Genomic DNA, 15,624 nt, shown 5'->3' with positions numbered 1-15,624 from the left:
TTCCCGCGTGCGGGCTTTTGTAAAGATATGTGAATAATATGTAAGCACAGCCGTGATCCGGGCGCAAGCCTCGGAGCGCCAAAAGCAGAAGCCCCTTCCCAGGCGGGGAGGGGCTCGTCAGCGTGGAGGGGTGGACCTGCTGTCAGCCGACGCGTTTCCCCATCACGAGGGCGAGGGCCCCGCCGCTGAGGTCACGAACCACGACGTCGGCCAATCCAACCTGCCGGCAGGTGTGGGCCAGCGTGTCCTGGTCGACGAACGCCAGCGCCGAGGCATGCAAGTAGCGGTAAGCGTCGTCATCGCCCGCCATCCAACGACCCAGCCAGGGCGCCAGGCGACTGTGAAGCGCCACGACGGCACGCATCCAGGCCTGTCGCGGACGGGCCGTCTCCAGGGAGCCGAAACGCCCGCCCGGTTTCAAGATTCGCGCGATCTCTTTCAGCGCGCGTTCCAGGTCGGCCACGTTGCGCAGGCCGAAGCCCACCGTGACGACGTCAAAGCTGGCATCCGGAAAGGGCAGGGCCAGCATGTCGCCCTGGAGCCATTCGATACCGTCGCTGCGGCGGGCACGAGCGATTTCCAGCATGCCAGCGGAGAAGTCCAGGCCAACGGTGCGACCCTCGGGGCCGACGGCCCGTTGGAGCAACAGGGCCAGGTCGCCGGTGCCGGTGGCCAGGTCCAGGGCCGCGTCTCCCGGCGCTGGTCGCAGCCCCCGTACGAGTTGCCGTTTCCAGAGGCGATGGAGGCCTCCCGTCATCCAGTCGTTGACGCGGTCATAGCCAATCGCGATGCGATCGAACATGCCCTGAACGTAGGCAGCCTTGTCCGCGGGCGCCGGCAACACCTCGGGGCTCATCGCAGGGCCTCCTCGACCCCAGCCTGGGCCGCCAGGTCCGACAACACCGTGATCAGCTCCTCGCGGGCCTCGCCCGCCGGAAGCTGCTGCATCCAGTGCTGCGCGCGCTCCGCCTCACTCATCACCAGGCGGATCGTTTCCGCGGCGGGAGCTTCCGCCATGATGAGCCCCCGCAGCGCCGGCGTGATCTGCGCGGGCCAGGGGGAAAGCGATTCTCGGAGGCGTTCCCCGACTTCCGCGTCGTCCAGCGCCACCAGCACCGGTAGGGTCAAGGTGCCGTCCAGGAGGTCTCGCCCGACCGGCTTGCCCAGCTCTGCCGCACTGGCTGACCAGTCCAGCATGTCGTCTACGAGCTGGAACAGGCGTCCGAGGTGGAAGCCAAACCGACGCGCCACGGCGATCGCCCGGGGATTCGCGCCGGCCAGACGCGCCGCTCCCTCGGTGGCCAGTTCAAACGGGGCAGCGGTCTTCTTGGCGATGCGGTCCAGGTAGGCATCCATCCCCACGTCGAGGCGATGGCGATGTTCATCCTGGAGCAACTCGCCTTCGCACAGATCGGCGATCATCTCCGCAAAGCGGTCCGTCAGTACCGAATCGCCGAGCGCGGCGACCCGACGGCTGGCCTGTGCGAGCAGCCAGTCTCCGGCCAGCACGGCCACCTTGGCATTCCACCGCACGTGGACGGAGGCCACGCCGCGCCGGGTATCCGCCTCATCCAGGATATCGTCGTGGATCAAGGAGCCCACGTGGACCAGTTCGATGGCCTCAGCCAGCGCATCGTGGGCGGCGATCGCCTGACCGTCAGGCATGTAGGCCCTGGCCACCAGATTCAGGACCCGCGGGCGCACCCCTTTGCCGCCGGCTCCGAAGAGATGGCGAGAGGCCTCCGTGAGCGTCGGGCTCTGCGCTTCCAGGCGGCGGGCGATCGCCGCCCGGAAGCTGCTCTCCTGGGGACGAACTTCCGTGGTCATGGCTGAGCCGCCTTTTCCAGCGTGGCCCCTTCGCGAGTCACAGCGCTTGGGAGCGAGAGCGAGCCGGGTTGGGTGACCGCCTGCAGCCGACGCAAGTCGGTGACCAGCGCGGCCAGGGCCTGAAAGTCCAGCGCCTGGAGGGCGTCGGAGCGGGCGCAGGCGGGGTCGGGATGGCACTCGACGACCACGCCGTGCGCCCCCGCCGCGATCGCCGCACGCGCCAGGGGCGCCACGTAGGGGGAGTAGCCGGCCGCGTGGCTGGGGTCGACCAGCACCGGAAACGCGGACATTTCGCGAATGAACGGCACCGCCGCCAGGTCCAGCGTGAAGCGTTTGAGCGGGTTCGCCGAGCGGGAGCCACGTTCGCAGAAGGCCACGCTCGGCGCCCCGGCCTCGAGCAGGTATTCGGCCGCTCGCAGCCACTCTTCGGGGCTGGCGGCCAGCCCGCGCTTGAGGATGACCGGTTTGCCGATCCGACCGACGCGTTGCAGATGACGGCTGGCGTGCATGTGACGCGCTCCGACCATCAACACATCGGCGAAGGCGGCGATCGCTTCGGCCTCCGGCGTGTCCGTCACCTCGGTGACCACCTTCATCCCATGAGCGTCGGCGGCCTCGCGCAGCCAGGCCGCTCCGCGCGCTCCCAGCCCTTGGAAGGCATCGACTCGGGTCCGGGTCTTGTCGGTCCCCCCGCGCAGCCAGCGGATGCCCAGACTGGCACAGAAGGCGGCCGCCTGGCCGATCATGTCGGGGTCCTCGACCGCGCAAGGTCCGGCAATCACCGGCACCTCACCCAGATGCCAGGCATCCAGGGCCTCGTCCTGGGGCCCTTGCCGGAGAACCCGCTGGGGGAGTGCCTGCGTCTCATCCAGGCAGGCCACGCCAGGGTCTGAACTCAGGGCGTCCTTGACCCCCCAGGGCATCCAGGGGTCCTGGACCAGCAGAGCCTGGCCCCGCTGAACCACGCGGGCCTCGAATCCGAGTCGGGTCAACCACGCCCTGATCCGGTCACCGTGCTGTGCACCCGTCAACGTGATCAACATAGGCGCCTTCCTTCCGCTGGCTTTCAGCGCTTGCAAGCGATGCGCTCGTGTGCTAGCGTAGCATCATCCTTCAGAACTTTCAAGATTTTTTGAAAGTTTAATCAGGCGTCAATGATGAGCCGCGAAGCCGACATCGATTCTTTGGTTGCTCCCGCCGCGTGGGGTGCCGCGCGGGCTGACGTGGCGGCCGTGAGCCCCTTTCGGTTGGCCGACGCGCCTGCCGGCGACGAGCTGGTGCTCTTCATCGAAGAGGACGGCACCGGCTGGGTCGGCGTGGGGAGTGTGTTGCGCTGGGCCGCTGGGGCGGCCCAGGGGGCGACGGTCCTGTGGGCGGAGGTCGCGGCCGCCTTGAAGGCCATCGGTGGAGAGGCGTCGGGGGTGCGGGCGTTCGGCCGCATGGTGTTCGATGCTGACCGGCCCCTGGACCCGTTCGGCGCGGAGATTCCGGCTGCCTCGTTTCACGTGCCGCGCTGGTTGTTGCGATTTCCTCCGCAGGCCACGTTCGGGGAAGGGGTGCCGGAGGCTTGGGTGCTGTGGTCGGCGACCGCGGGGCCGGAAGCCTTGGCGTCCGAGCTCGACCGTTTCCGGGCGTGGGTGGCCCGGGCGAGAAGGCCGGAGCGTCAACCGGTGGTGCGCGTGGTTCCCGACGAGGCTGAACGGGCCGATTTTGAACGGGCCGTCGGCGGAGCGCTCTCGGCGATCGCCCGCGGCGAGGCGCGCAAGGTGGTGCTGGCCCGCCCACGCTACCTGGAAGCCAAGGCGCATTTGCCGGTCCGACGCATTTTCGAGCAACTGGCGCGGCGAGCCCCCGGCACCAGCCGATTTCTCTTCGTGGCCCGAGACGGCGCGGCCTTCCTGGGGGCTTCCCCGGAATGCCTGGTGGCCTTGGATGGCCGGCGGGTGCGGGCCGACGTGCTGGCCGGCACCTGCGCGCGCGCCGCGGAACCGGCCGAGGATGCCCGGCTGGCTCACGGACTGCTGCAAAGCGACAAGGACCGACACGAACACGCCCTGGTGCGCGAAGCGGTGCTGGCGGCTCTCGCGCCCTTCGTCACGCAACTGGACGCGCCCGAGGAACCGACGCTGCTGCCCCTGCCCAACGTGTGGCATCTGCGCACGCCTGTGGCCGCTGTGCTGGCCTCCGAAGCGGGACTGGGGGACCTGGTGGCGGCCTTGCATCCGACCCCCGCCGTGGGAGGCGTGCCGCGCGAGACGGCGGTTCGCTTGATCGGGGAACTCGAACTGACCGGTCGGGGCTACTACGCGGGGCCGGTGGGCTGGATGTCCGCCGACGCGGCCTTTTTGGCCGTCGGGATCCGCGCCGCGCACGTGCGAGGCAATCGAGCCGCGGCGCTGGCGGGTGCGGGCGTGGTGGCGGGGTCGCGGCCGGACGCCGAGTGGCTGGAAACCGAGCGCAAGCTGGCCCCCATGCTGGCCGCGCTGACCGAGGCACCTCCCCCATGAGCAGTCGCGGCCTGACCAACCTGAACTGGGCCCACAGCGTGCTCGATACGTTGGTGGGCCAGGGAGTGCGCCACCTGGTCCTGTCGCCAGGGTCTCGCTCCACCCCGCTCGCGCTGGCGGCGCATCGGCATCCCCGGCTGTCGTGCGAGGTGGTGCTGGACGAGCGAGTGGCAGGCTTCGTGGCCCTTGGCATGGCCCGGGTGCTGGAGGCTCCCGTGGCGCTCGTCTGCACCTCCGGCACCGCGGCGGCCAATTACCATCCTGCGCTGGCCGAGGCCTCCGCCTGGGGGGTGCCGCTGGTGGCCGTGACGGCGGACCGCCCCCCGCGTTTGCGCGGGGTGGGGGCGGCCCAGACGATCAACCAAGTGGGCCTTTATGGCCCCACAACCTCGTTTCTGGAACTGCCCGTTCCGGACCCCGAAGCCTTGCCCCAGGCCTGCTTGCGGCTGGGACTGGCGGCGTCGTCGGCTATCGCGGCCGGCCGCCCGCTGCACGTGAACGTGCCCTTCGACGAACCGCTGGCGCCCACCCCGGAGGAACTTGCCGGCTGGGTGCCGCCTGCCCCACAGCCGTTACAGCGGCCTTCCTCCTCGGGACGAGTGCCTGAGGCGACCCTGACGTGGCTGGTTGAGCGCCTTCGGCAGGCCCAGCGGCCGGTTTTGCTGGCGGGCCCCGGGGCGGGCGATCGCCAGACCGCCGTGCCCTTGCTGCGCTGGGCCGCCCGGCTCGGGTTGCCGGTCCTGGCCGATGTGGGCAGCGGCCTGCGCGGCGCGGGCTCCGATGCTTTCGTGCTGCATCACGCCGACCTGTTCCTGCGTCCGCCGCTGTCCCGTGCGTTCGAGCCGGACTTGGTGCTGCGGGTCGGCCGTCAGATGACCAGCAAGGCGATCGCCACCTGGGCGGCAGGAAGCGGGGCGGAATGCCTGACGCTCTGGCCGGACGCCCTGGGACGTGACCCGGATGCGGCGGGCGGGACACTGGTGCTGGGGGACCTGGCGGACCTGTTCGTTCGCTGGGGGGAACAGGCTGCGGAGCCTACATGGAGCGCCTGGTCGGAACGCTGGCTGGCGCAGGAACGGCGGACCGCTTCCGCGCTGACGCGGGTCACGCCGGCGCCTCCGCTGGAGGCGGCGGCGGTGCGGGCGGCCCTGGCCGCCCTGCCCGAGGGCGCCCAATGCGTCCTGTCGAATTCGATGCCGATCCGGCACGCCGACGCCTATGCCGGGGCTGGTTCTCCGGGGATGCGGGTTCACGTGATTCGTGGGGCCAACGGCATCGACGGCGTCACCAGTTTCAGCCTCGGCGTGGCGCTCGCCTCACGGGTGCCGACCCTGCTGGTGACCGGGGACCTGGCCTTCCTGCACGACGTCGGGGCCCTGGCGCTCCTGCGGCGCCTGACGGTTCCCCTCGTCATCCTCGTCCTCGACAACCGTGGGGGCCTGATCTTTCATCACCTGCCCATCGCCGAGGCGGCGCCCGACTTCGAAACGCTGTTCGCCACGCCGCACGACCAGGACCTGGCGGCGGTGGCCGCCGGCTTCGGGTTGCCCGCCCGTTGGGTGACCACGGCCTCCGAGGTGGGCTATTGCGTGGGCGATGCGCTTTCCCGTCCGGGGCCCACCGTGTGGCTCGTGCCCTCTGAACGTCAGGCGGCGGTCGCCGACCATCGGCGCTTCCTGGCTGACTTGCAAGTCGGAGGAACGGTCGATGGATGAAGCCGAGCGCCTCCGTCAGACGGTCCCACCAGCACCGGGCCCCTCGCCCCGCTTGGACCGGCCACGCCGGCGCGGTGAGGCGCTTGGCCGCCTGGGCGGGACGGCTGACTGGGGCCAGCTGCGAGAGGTTCAGGCCGGCGGCCTGAGCTGGCGTCTGCGCGTCGGCGGCGACCCCGCCGCTCCACCTCTTTTGTTGCTGCACGGATTCGGCTGGGATGCTCGCGTCTGGGCGCCCTTGCTGCCGGCACTGGACCTGGCCTGGTCGGTCTGGGCCGTGGACCTGCCCGGTCACGGGGGCACCCAGCCTCCCGTGCCGGTGGCCGAATGGGAACTGGGGCGGGCCGCCTCGGCGCTGGGGAGCTTGCTGGATGACCTGGGCATTCCGTCGCCGACCGTGCTCGGTTATTCGCTGGGGGGCCGCCTGGCGTTGCATCTCGCGCTGCAGCGCCCCCTGGCGGGCCTGCTGCTGGTGGGGGCCTCACCGGGACTCGATGAACCCGAGGCGCGGGCGACCCGTGAGGCGGCCGACGCGCGTTGGGCCGACCTGCTCAGGCAGGGAGCTTCTGACTTCTGGCAGGCCTGGGACGCGCAGCCGGTGTTTGCCACCCGACGTGGCGGTGAAGGGGGCCTCTCGCCCGGGGCTCGTGAGATCCGCCTGAGTCAGGCGCCCGAATCGCTGGCGGCGGCGATGGAGGCCTTTGGTCTGGGGCGCATGGCGCCGTTGTCGGGACGTCTGGGCCAGCTGTCCGTGCCGACCATCGCCCTGGCCGGGCAATGGGATGCCAAGTTTCAGGCCCACGCCGAGACCTTCGCACGGGCCATTCCCCTGGCGGAGGCTCGTGTCGCGCCCGGGGCCGGTCACGACGTCCCGAACGAGGCCCCCGAAGCCCTGGTCCAGGCCCTCGTCGCGCTGGCTGCGCGGGCCTCCACGCAACCTTCCGAACCCAGGATCCCCCTCCCACGAAAAGGAGTGCACCCATGAACGGCATCGCTGCAGCGCTGGAATGGCGCTCGGTCAAAAGCTATGAGGACATTCGGCTCGAGAAGGCCGAGGGTATTGCCAAGGTCACGATCAACCGACCGGAGCGCCGCAACGCCTTCCGGCCGAAAACCATCATCGAACTGCTCGATGCCTTCCACCTGGTGCGCGAGGACCCCGAGGTCGGCGCCGTGATCCTGACCGGGGAGGGCCCGGACGCCTTTTGCGCGGGCGGCGACCAGAAGGTGCGCGGCGACGCCGGGTACGTGGGCGCGGACGGAGTGCCTCGCCTGAACGTGCTGGACCTTCAGAAGGTGATCCGCTCGCTGCCCAAACCCGTGGTGGCCATGGTGGCCGGCTACGCGATCGGCGGAGGGCACGTGCTGCACGTCGTGTGCGACCTGACCATCGCCGCGGACAACGCCCGCTTCGGTCAGACCGGGCCGCGCGTGGGTTCGTTCGATGGCGGCTTCGGGGCCTCTTACCTGGCCTCCATCGTCGGTCAGAAGAAGGCCCGTGAGATCTGGTATCTCTGTCGTCAGTATGATGCCCAGGAAGCCCTGCAGATGGGTCTGGTCAACGCGGTGGTGCCGCTGGCCGACCTGGAAGCCGAGACCGTCCGCTGGTGTCAGGAGATGCTGCGGCATTCGCCCCTGGCGATGCGCTGCTTGAAAAGCGCCTTCAACGCCGACCTGGACGGCCAGGCCGGCATCCAGGAACTCGCCGGCAACGCCACCTTGCTCTTCTACATGTCGGAAGAGGCGCAGGAAGGACGCGATGCCTGGGTGCAGCGCCGCCAGCCCGACTTCTCGAAGTTCCCGCGCCTGCCTTGAGGCAGAAAGGGGCCGCCCATGTCCGCCCTCCACACCTGGTTTCTGGCCTCCCGTCCGCGGACCCTGCCTGCAGCCGCCGTCCCGGTGGCCGTGGGCTCGGCCCTGGCCCTGAAATGGGGGGTCTGGCACCCCGGCGCGGCCCTGGCGGCCCTCGGGGGCGCGCTGGCCCTGCAGGTCGGTTGTAACTTCGCCAATGATTATTTCGACTGGAAAAGTGGCGCCGACGGCCCCGACCGCCTGGGGCCGACGCGGGTGACCTCCGCCGGGCTGGTGAGCCCGGCTCAGATGGTGCGCGCCACGGCGCTGGTGTTTGCCGTGGCCGTGCTGTTCGGTCTGGTGCTGGTCTGGCTGGCCGGTTGGCCCGTGGTGGCGATCGGGCTGCTCTCGGTGGCGGCGGCGATCGCCTACACCGGGGGTCCCTATCCCCTGGCTTACCACGGTCTCGGAGAAGTGACGGCCTTTCTTTTTTTCGGCCCCGTGGCCGTGCTGGGAACCTTCTTCGTGCAGCAGGTGGCGAGCTCGGGCATCCTGGCCTGGCCGCCATCGCTGGCCTGGTGGCTCTCTTTGCCCGTGGGCGCCTGGGTGGCGGCGATCCTGCTGGTGAATAACCTGCGCGACATCCCGACCGACGCCCTGGTTGGCAAGCGCACCCTGGCGGTGCGCCTGGGGGCCCGCTTCTCGCGCCTGTTGTACCTGGGATTGATGCTGGTCGGCTTTCTGGCCCCGCTGGTGTTGCTGCGCGGGGGGCAGCTCTGGGCGGCCCTGCTGCCCTGCCTGGCGCTGCCCCTGGCCTGGGGCCCTGTCAGGACGGTCTTCTCGGAGGCCGGGGGCAGCGCGCTCAACGGGGTCCTGGCCGCCACCGCGCGGGTCCTGCTGGTTGGCGGCCTGCTGCTCGCGGGAGGCCTGGCATGGGGGTGAGGCTCAGCTGGGCGGTTTTGCCCTATGACGCGGCCCTGGCAGCCCCCTTGCCCACGGCGAGGGGGGCGATCGCCCGTCGGCGGGGCTGGTACGTGGCCTGCCGCGGGGGCGGCCGCATCGGCCTCGGCGAGGTCACGCCCTGGCCCGCCTGGGGCACGGAAACCGAGGCCGCTGCCGAGCGGGCGCTGGCGGCGCTGCCGTCGGGGGTTGAAGCCCCTGAGACGCTGGACGACGTGCGAGCCTGCCTGACGGCCCTTGGCCTGGCGAGCGGCGGGGCGGCTGTGTGGGCGGGTCTGGAGGCGGCCTTGCTGGACTGGCTGGCCCGGCGCTTCGGGCAGCCCCTCGCCACTTTGCTGCGCGAAGGGCCGGGAGAATCGGCCAGGCAGGTGGCGGTGGCGGCTCTGATTGGTGCCGAGCCGCCGGAACTGGCGGCCGCGCGCGCGGCGGCGGCGGTGGCCGCCGGCCATCGAACGGTCAAGCTGAAGCTGGTGGGCGAGCAGGACCTGGCCCGCGCCCGTGCCGTGCGCGCAGCGGTGGGCGCGGCGGTGGCCCTGCGCCTGGATGCCAACGCGCTCTGGCCGGACGCCGATGCGGCCCTGCCCGACCTGCTCCCGTTTGCGGAGGTGGCTCCCGAATTTTTTGAGCAGCCCTTGCCGGCTCACGACCTGGCGGGCCTCGCGGCGCTCTCCCGACGCCTTCCCTTTCCGTTGGCTGCCGATGAAGCGCTCGGGACCGCGGGGGCTTTCGACGCGGCGATCGCCGCTGGGGTGCCGGTGCTGGTCTGCAAGCCCATGGTGCATGGGGGCTTGCTGGCCGCGCGCGACTTGATCGAGCGGGCGCGGGCCGCGGGCCTGCGGGTGGTGCTCTCTTCCTCGCTTGACCGTGGCCTCGGAAGCGCGGGCGTGCTGCACCTGGCGGCGGCGTTCGCGCAGGAAACGGGGTGTGCCGGCCTGGGGACGGTGGGCCTGTATGCGGATGGCGGGGCGCTCGCGGGTCTCACGCCGCAGGATGGCTGCCTGCCGTTGCCGGCGGGGCCGGGGCTCGGCTTGTCTCCCGCTGTCCCGGTACTTCGTGATTGGCTGGCAGGGTTGGACCAGCTGACGGGGGGCCACGCCACGTGATGCGGACAGGCCACCTCGCGACATTGCTGGCGCATGCCCCGGAACCGGGGGGTGTGATGGGATCGGCCGCCGAAGATCGCCTGGACCCCACGGTGTTCTCACGGCGGGTCGACTCGGGCGCCGCGCGTCTGCGCCAGGCGGGCGTGAGCGAGGGGGACCTGGTGGCGGTCTGGGGTCCCAACGCCCTCGATTGGGTGGTCGCGGCCCTGGCCATCTGGGCCTGTGGGGCGGCCTTGCTGCCGCTGCCCCCACGCTGGACCGACCACGAGGTGGCGAGCCTCGTTGCGAATCTGCCGCTGCGCGCCGTTCTCGCCCCGTCTGCCTATCGGACGCGTGCGCAGGCTCTGGGCCTGAACGTGCTGGATTGGACCCTGCGGGAGGAGGCTCCGCAGTCCCGCCCGACGAACCAGGTAGGCGCCACCGCGCGCACCTGGTCGCCGGAACTGGCGGCCCTGGTGGCGACCTCCGGCTCCACGGGGCGGCCCAAATTGGCCATGCTGAGTATCACGGGGTTGCGTGCCACGGCGATCGCCACCGCGGCACAGCTGGAGTTGGCCCCCGGGAGCGTGTACGGCTTGCCTTTGCCGTTGCATCACGTGGGAGGCCTGGGCGCGCTTTGCCGGGTGCTGGTCAGTGGGGCCTCCCTGGCCTTGGGAGGCGTCCCACCGGCCGATGTCGCGGGCTGGCATGGGCAGGCGGTGTCGCATGCCTCGCTGGTGCCCACCCAGCTGGGCGACTGTCTGGCGGTCTGGGGCGAGGCGGGCTGGCCGGCCTCCCTCAGGGCCGTCATGGTGGGAGGCGCGGCCCCGCCCCCCGATCTGGCGGCCCGCTGCCCCCAGGCCTTCGCCACCTACGGCCTGACCGAGGCGGGGGGCACGGTCACGCTGAGCCCGGCCTCCGCTCAACCGGGCAGTTCGGGCCTTCCCCTGCCCGGTGTTGCGATCCAGGTGCGCCGTGACGACGGGGGGCTGGTCCCTCCTTCCGAGGTGGGAACCCTGTGGGTGCGTGGCCCCGGGCTCATGATGGGCTACTGGGATGATCCGGCCGCCACGGCCCAGGCCCTGCAGGATGGTTGGCTGCGGACCGGTGACGTGGGCTTTCTGGACGCCGCTGGCGCGGTTCACGTGCTGGCGCGTCGGCAGGATCTGATCGTCAGCGGGGGCGAGAATGTCTATCCGGCTGAAGTCGAGGCGGCGCTGGCGCGCTTGCCGGAAGTCGCTGAGTCGCTCGTGCTCGGTCTTCCCGACCCGCGTTGGGGGCAATGCGTGGTGGCGGTGGTGGTCCCGCGAGACCATCTTCCGGCGCCGAGCCTGGAGAGTTTGAGAACGGGACTGGAACCGTATCTGGCGCGCTTCAAGCACCCTCGACGGCTGCTGACCCTCCCCGCGTTGCCACGCCTGGCGAATGGCAAGCTGGACCGGGTGGCGGTACGTGCGTGGGCCGAGGAGGTTCGGGTATGAAACAGACGACGTGGGCTCCCCCCATCGCCCGAGGAGGCACCAAGCTGGAACACGCTGAGCCGTTGTCGCCAGAGCTCTACCGGGCCTGCGAAGCCGTCGGCCAGGTGGTCGAGCTGTGGGGCTTCAAGCGGGTACACGGCATGATCTGGATGTACATGTACCTGCGCGGTGAACCCGTGACGACCAAGGACATCCAGGCCGCGCTGGGCATTTCGGCGGGCCTGGTCTCCATGTCGCTGGCGGAATTGCAGCATTGGGCGGTGGTCCATCGTCATTCAGCGCCGGGGGAGCGCAAGGACTTCTACACGGCCGAGGCCAACATTGGACGCCCGATCTTGAAGGTCTTGCGGGAACGCGAAGCCTATCAACTGGGGGTCATGATCGAGGCCCTGCGCGTGGTGCGGGAAGGCCTGGCCAGCAAGGCGGAACCGCTGGCGGCGGAGGCGGTGGCGATCGCCCAGCTGGATGGCTTGATTCATACGGGCGTGCTGGGCAAGGAGTTGTTCAATCGCTTCCTGGATCTGGGGGCCTTGATTCTCTTGCGAGAGGGGACCTCGCCCAGCGTGATCAAGGATGTGGGCAAGACCCTGCTCGCATTGCGGGAGTTCCTGCTCAGCCGGTCTGTGCCTGACGGCGAGACGGGCCCCGGACGCAAGAGAGCCGGGCCCTGAACGGGAGGGGCGAGGCGGCGCGGAGGAGGGGCCCGGCGCGAGCCGAACGCCCGGCCGCGGCGGAGGGGGTCAGTCCGCGGGTTTGGGGCTGACGGCCAGCGTGCAGCGTGAAATGCAGACCAGTCGGTCCTTCGCGTCGCGGATGTGGACCTCCCAGACCTGGGTGGTGCGCCCACGGTGGATCGGGCGGGCCTCTGCCGAGACGCTGCCATCGCGCACCGCCCGCAGATGGTTGGCGTTGATTTCCAACCCCACCGCGATTTCCCGTTGCTGGTCGACATTCATCCAGGCCCCGATGCTGGCCACCGTTTCAGCCAGCACCACCGAAGCACCGCCGTGTAGCAGGCCGAAAGGTTGGTGAACGGCGCGCGTGACGGGCATGCGAGCTCGAACCAAGTCTCGCCCCACCGCAAGCAATTCGATGCCGAGCACGTCTGTCAGGGTACCCTGCGAGGCTTGTTGCATCGCGGCCAGCGCGGTCGCATCCGAGGCAAGGGTGGGGTCTGACGACATGGCTGTCTCCGGGTTCCCGTGGCCTGGGTATGATAGGGGGCGATCAGGGTTTCGTCCAGCGTTTCCCGTCGCCCGTGCCAGCTGGCGCCAACGACGGGCAACGCGAGAGTGGCCCTCGCCCGGAACGGGCGTCGGGTGTGAGGAGAAGCAAGCGCGTGATGGCGAAATGGCTCTTGACGGTTGGGATGACGGTTCTGGCGCTTTCGCCGAGCCTCACGGCGATGGCGGCGCCGGCTCGCTCCGCACCCGCAGGCCTGATGGGCCAGTGGATCTATGACCCGGCGCAAAGTGACGACGTCGACCAGGCGATCCAGCGGGCCGCCGAGAAGATCAACTACATTCTGCGCGGGTTTGCCCACGGTCGCTTGAAGGACACCAATCACCCCTATCGCACGGTGGCGATCACGCAGCAGGGGGCGGACACCCTGGTGAAGAAGGACGATCGCCAACCCCTGACAGCCCCGACTTCGGGGGCCTCCACGAAGTGGAAACGGGAAGATGGTCAGATTTATGACGTCACGCTGCGCTGGCAGGGCCAGGGGCGTCTGGAAGAAAGCATCGGTAACCATGAAGGCAAGCGCATCAATCTGTACAGTTTGCGCGCCGATGGTCGGACCATGGATCTGCACGTCTCCGTCAGCAGCACCCGCTTGCCTGTGCCGCTGAGTTACCGTCTGGCCTATCGTCGCGTGCCCTGAGCCGCACGGTGCTTGACGGCGCGATCCCCCCGCGCAAGAGGCCGCCGGCCTGCTGGCTGTGATGAGCCAGAGGCGGCTGGCGCGTTGGCTGTGCTGACAGAGAAAGGGACCTGCCCCTCGCCCTTGTGACCAACTCGGGTTGGCCAGGGCGCCCTGTTGTTTCCCCCGCCTGACGCGCACACTCGTGCTTGCCGGTTGAGGGTAACGAATTGTCGCAGGCCAATCTGGCGCCCGCTCGCCAGCTTCATGTCTCCGTTGCGCTGAGGGGCGTCTCATGGCTGGCCCTGGCACAGGGCTTGTCCTATCTCGTGCAATGGGGCGTGCTGGTGTGCGTCGCCCGTCAGCTCGGCCCGGAACATTACGGCAGTGCTGCACTGGCGCTGTTTTGCCTGAGCGGCCCGCTGGTGCTGCAGGAACTGGGCCTGGGGCAGGCGCTGATGCACCGGCGAGCAGTCGAGTCAGGTCATCTGGCGGCCAGCCTGCTGGGCAGCCTGATCGTGAGCTTGCTGCTCTGGCTTGTTCTGGGGATGCTGGCCCCCCTGTTGGCGGCCGTCTTCGCCACGCCCTTGCTGGCTCACTTGCTGCCCATTCTGGCCGCGGCCTTGCCGCTCTCGGCCCTGGGAACGGTGCCGCGGGCCATGCTGGAGCGTGCGTCTCGCTTCAAGGCCGTGGCCGTGCTGGAGTCGCTCGGCGCCGTCTTGGGGGGAGCAGCCAGCCTGGCCACCCTGATGTCCGGCGGCGGCATCTGGGCGGCGCTGGTCGGCCCCATGGTCAGTGCGGCGATGGTGTCGCTGGGGGCCTGGGGCCTGCAGGGTCGTTTTTCCTTTCAGGGCTTGAGTCGGTGTCATTGGCAGGAACTCTGGCAGTTCGGGGGGCCGGTCTGTGCGTCTCGCTGCCTGGGCTGGTTGGTGGTTCAGCTGGATACCATCGTGATCGGATGTTGTCTGGGGCCCGCGGCCCTGGGCCTCTACGGGATGGCCACGAAGCTGGTGTTGCTCCCGACCTCGCGCCTGGCGCAGGTGCTCTTGCGCGTGGCCACGCCCCGCTTTGCCGCGGCCCGGGAAGAACAGGCGCGGCTGCGCCAACAGTATGTTCGCCTGATCCGCGGCCTCGCGTGGATCACCTGGCCGTGGCAGACCAGCCTGCTGCTGCTGGCCCCCGCGCTATTGCCCGCCTTGCTGGGAGAGGCCTGGCGAGAGGCGGTCTGGCTGACCCAGCTGCTGTGTGTGGTCGGCGCGTTCAAGGGGCTGGTCTGCTCCGTGGGACTCGTCTTTCAGACCGTCGGAGCGCCACAGCTGGAACTCCGCCTGAACATCCTGAGCGCTGGTCTGTTACTGGCCTGTCTGTGGATCGGTCAGCACTGGGGGTGGTCGGGCCTGGCCATCGGCTTGCTGGTCTCGACCTTGCTCGGCGCCCCGATGCAGCAGTTGGCGGCCAACCGCGCCTTGAAGTTGCCGTTTCAATCCTTTTCGAGCGCCCTGTACGCCCCGCTGCAGGTGAGTGCGGCTCTGGCCTTCCTGCTGACGCTCGGCCTCTTCTCGATGGGGGCAGGGGAGCCGAGCGCGCTGGCCACGCTGGGGCTGTTCGTCCTGGGAGGGGTGGGGGCCCACCTCTGCCGCTTGGGGGTGGGAAGCACCTTCCACCGACGCCATTCGAGGCTTGAGATTTAAAAGCTCGGCATCTTATCGGTGCTCCTGGTTGTTTTTTTTTTTTTAGTCAAAAACATGGGGGTGGATACCGATATTTTTAACGGATGGTTGTCTGGGGCCGTGTTTAACCCACGTGATTTGCGGTAGTATGTCTGAGGAAACAATGAATGGACAGTCTGTCCGCGATGCCCTTCACTTCCGTGAGTCCTGAGGTCCTTGCGGTCCGCCCATCCCTGCCAGACGAGGTTTTGAGGAATGACGATGCTGCCACAACCCAAACGCGTTCACCTGATCTTCGGTGATGGAGATTCTCTGCTGGTTGACGTGCTGGAGGAAATCTCGCGCGAGATTTTTCGTTCGTCGTGTGAATGCGCCGAAGATATCTCGTTGACATCCTTGGGGCTTCAGGCCGAGCGGGGGGTCGAGGCACCCCAGGTGTGTCAGATTGCCTGGCCGGACGGCCGGACGGCGGTGTTTCATCTGGCCAACAGCATCGACTTGCCGCTGGGGGGCCATTACCTTTCGGGCGAACTGGTGCCCCACCGCTGAACCCGCTCCTCTGACGGAAAAATCTCCCCCGGTGGCTCGACACGATGAGGGGCGGCTGAGGCAGCGGGCGAGAGCGGTCGGCGCCCGCCGGGGAATCGCAGCTTGGGGCCGGGATTGGAGCAGCCTGGCGGGGTATGCTAGGGGCGGCCCACGCTCGGGCCGCCGCATGGCTTTGTCCCGTCCG

At 69.4% G+C, this 15,624-nt stretch carries 15 protein-coding genes; 11 read left to right on the top strand and 4 right to left on the bottom strand.

Going from position 1 to position 15,624, the window contains the following annotated elements:
* Positions 1-142: 142 nt before the first annotated feature.
* Genes ubiE through aroF form a run of 3 tightly spaced genes read right to left on the bottom strand, consistent with a single transcriptional unit; the run spans position 143 to position 2,870 of the window.
* Positions 143-856: a bifunctional demethylmenaquinone methyltransferase/2-methoxy-6-polyprenyl-1,4-benzoquinol methylase UbiE gene (gene ubiE, locus VKP62_11300; protein ID MEB3197779.1), complete on the bottom strand. Its 714-nt coding sequence runs from the start codon at positions 854-856 to the stop codon at positions 143-145.
* The gene (locus VKP62_11295; GenBank protein ID MEB3197778.1) at positions 853-1,827 is read right to left on the bottom strand and encodes a polyprenyl synthetase family protein; all 975 of its coding nucleotides are present in this window, start codon (positions 1,825-1,827) and stop codon (positions 853-855) included. Before VKP62_11295 ends, ubiE begins: the two co-directional genes overlap by 4 nt.
* Positions 1,824-2,870, bottom strand: coding sequence for a 3-deoxy-7-phosphoheptulonate synthase (gene aroF / locus VKP62_11290; GenBank protein ID MEB3197777.1), 1,047 nt, complete (start codon positions 2,868-2,870; stop codon positions 1,824-1,826). The genes VKP62_11295 and aroF overlap by 4 nt, the downstream gene beginning before the upstream one ends.
* A 111-nt stretch (positions 2,871-2,981) precedes the next feature.
* Between aroF and VKP62_11285 the strand changes: the two genes are divergently transcribed.
* Genes VKP62_11285 through VKP62_11250 form a run of 8 tightly spaced genes read left to right on the top strand, consistent with a single transcriptional unit; the run spans position 2,982 to position 12,031 of the window.
* Positions 2,982-4,334 (top strand): isochorismate synthase, encoded by a 1,353-nt coding sequence (locus tag VKP62_11285; protein ID MEB3197776.1) that lies wholly within the window; start codon positions 2,982-2,984, stop codon positions 4,332-4,334.
* Complete coding sequence (gene menD / locus VKP62_11280) at positions 4,331-6,049, top strand: 2-succinyl-5-enolpyruvyl-6-hydroxy-3-cyclohexene-1-carboxylic-acid synthase (protein ID MEB3197775.1); 1,719 nt, start codon at positions 4,331-4,333, stop codon at positions 6,047-6,049. The genes VKP62_11285 and menD overlap by 4 nt, the downstream gene beginning before the upstream one ends.
* Positions 6,042-7,031 carry an alpha/beta fold hydrolase gene (locus VKP62_11275; protein MEB3197774.1) on the top strand — a complete coding sequence of 330 codons (990 nt, stop codon included), beginning with the start codon at positions 6,042-6,044 and terminating at the stop codon, positions 7,029-7,031. Before menD ends, VKP62_11275 begins: the two co-directional genes overlap by 8 nt.
* Positions 7,028-7,861, top strand: a complete 834-nt coding sequence (menB, locus tag VKP62_11270; protein ID MEB3197773.1) for a 1,4-dihydroxy-2-naphthoyl-CoA synthase — start codon at positions 7,028-7,030, stop codon at positions 7,859-7,861. The genes VKP62_11275 and menB overlap by 4 nt, the downstream gene beginning before the upstream one ends.
* Positions 7,862-7,879: 18 nt before the next feature.
* Positions 7,880-8,779: a 1,4-dihydroxy-2-naphthoate polyprenyltransferase gene (locus VKP62_11265; protein MEB3197772.1), complete on the top strand. Its 900-nt coding sequence runs from the start codon at positions 7,880-7,882 to the stop codon at positions 8,777-8,779.
* On the top strand, positions 8,770-9,900 hold the full coding sequence (locus VKP62_11260) for an enolase C-terminal domain-like protein (GenBank protein ID MEB3197771.1): 1,131 nt from the start codon (positions 8,770-8,772) through the stop codon (positions 9,898-9,900). The genes VKP62_11265 and VKP62_11260 overlap by 10 nt, the downstream gene beginning before the upstream one ends.
* A 56-nt stretch (positions 9,901-9,956) precedes the next feature.
* A complete protein-coding gene (locus VKP62_11255) occupies positions 9,957-11,360 on the top strand; it encodes a class I adenylate-forming enzyme family protein (GenBank protein MEB3197770.1) in 1,404 nt (467 codons plus the stop codon).
* Positions 11,357-12,031 carry a hypothetical protein gene (locus VKP62_11250; GenBank protein MEB3197769.1) on the top strand — a complete coding sequence of 225 codons (675 nt, stop codon included), beginning with the start codon at positions 11,357-11,359 and terminating at the stop codon, positions 12,029-12,031. The genes VKP62_11255 and VKP62_11250 overlap by 4 nt, the downstream gene beginning before the upstream one ends.
* 69 nt (positions 12,032-12,100) lie before the next feature.
* On the opposite strand, the gene VKP62_11245 is transcribed toward VKP62_11250, so the two are convergent.
* Entirely contained in the window at positions 12,101-12,544 is a 444-nt protein-coding gene (locus VKP62_11245) for a hotdog fold thioesterase (protein ID MEB3197768.1), read from the bottom strand.
* Between the two features lie 155 nt (positions 12,545-12,699).
* On the opposite strand from VKP62_11245, the gene VKP62_11240 reads away from it, so the two are divergent.
* From VKP62_11240 to VKP62_11230, 3 genes are all read left to right on the top strand, one after another.
* Positions 12,700-13,242: a hypothetical protein gene (locus tag VKP62_11240; protein ID MEB3197767.1), complete on the top strand. Its 543-nt coding sequence runs from the start codon at positions 12,700-12,702 to the stop codon at positions 13,240-13,242.
* 209 nt (positions 13,243-13,451) lie between these two features.
* Positions 13,452-14,912, top strand: coding sequence for an oligosaccharide flippase family protein (locus VKP62_11235; GenBank protein ID MEB3197766.1), 1,461 nt, complete (start codon positions 13,452-13,454; stop codon positions 14,910-14,912).
* 240 nt (positions 14,913-15,152) lie between these two features.
* Positions 15,153-15,440, top strand: a complete 288-nt coding sequence (locus VKP62_11230; GenBank protein ID MEB3197765.1) for a hypothetical protein — start codon at positions 15,153-15,155, stop codon at positions 15,438-15,440.
* The last annotated feature ends 184 nt before the right edge of the window (positions 15,441-15,624 follow it).

It is taken from the genome of Candidatus Sericytochromatia bacterium, assembly GCA_035285325.1.
In the GTDB taxonomy this organism is placed as follows: Bacteria; Cyanobacteriota; Sericytochromatia; order S15B-MN24; family JAQBPE01; genus JAYKJB01.
Note: the sequence above shows the minus strand (reverse complement) of the source record. Positions and strands in the feature narration are given on the sequence as shown.

Bases quoted from the DNA above. Each gene is read 5' to 3' on its own strand.
- VKP62_11260 (MEB3197771.1), top strand. From the start codon at position 8,770: ATGGGGGTGAGGCTCAGCTGGGCGGTTTTGCCCTATGACGCGGCCCTG.
- VKP62_11285 (MEB3197776.1), top strand. From the start codon at position 2,982: ATGATGAGCCGCGAAGCCGACATCGATTCTTTGGTTGCTCCCGCCGCG.
- VKP62_11265 (MEB3197772.1), top strand. From the start codon at position 7,880: ATGTCCGCCCTCCACACCTGGTTTCTGGCCTCCCGTCCGCGGACCCTG.
- VKP62_11255 (MEB3197770.1), top strand. From the start codon at position 9,957: ATGGGATCGGCCGCCGAAGATCGCCTGGACCCCACGGTGTTCTCACGG.
- VKP62_11295 (MEB3197778.1), bottom strand. From the start codon at position 1,827: ATGACCACGGAAGTTCGTCCCCAGGAGAGCAGCTTCCGGGCGGCGATC.
- VKP62_11245 (MEB3197768.1), bottom strand. From the start codon at position 12,544: ATGTCGTCAGACCCCACCCTTGCCTCGGATGCGACCGCGCTGGCCGCG.
- aroF (MEB3197777.1), bottom strand. From the start codon at position 2,870: ATGTTGATCACGTTGACGGGTGCACAGCACGGTGACCGGATCAGGGCG.
- menB (MEB3197773.1), top strand. From the start codon at position 7,028: ATGAACGGCATCGCTGCAGCGCTGGAATGGCGCTCGGTCAAAAGCTAT.
- VKP62_11230 (MEB3197765.1), top strand. From the start codon at position 15,153: ATGCTGCCACAACCCAAACGCGTTCACCTGATCTTCGGTGATGGAGAT.
- menD (MEB3197775.1), top strand. From the start codon at position 4,331: ATGAGCAGTCGCGGCCTGACCAACCTGAACTGGGCCCACAGCGTGCTC.
- VKP62_11250 (MEB3197769.1), top strand. From the start codon at position 11,357: ATGAAACAGACGACGTGGGCTCCCCCCATCGCCCGAGGAGGCACCAAG.
- ubiE (MEB3197779.1), bottom strand. From the start codon at position 856: ATGAGCCCCGAGGTGTTGCCGGCGCCCGCGGACAAGGCTGCCTACGTT.
- VKP62_11275 (MEB3197774.1), top strand. From the start codon at position 6,042: ATGGATGAAGCCGAGCGCCTCCGTCAGACGGTCCCACCAGCACCGGGC.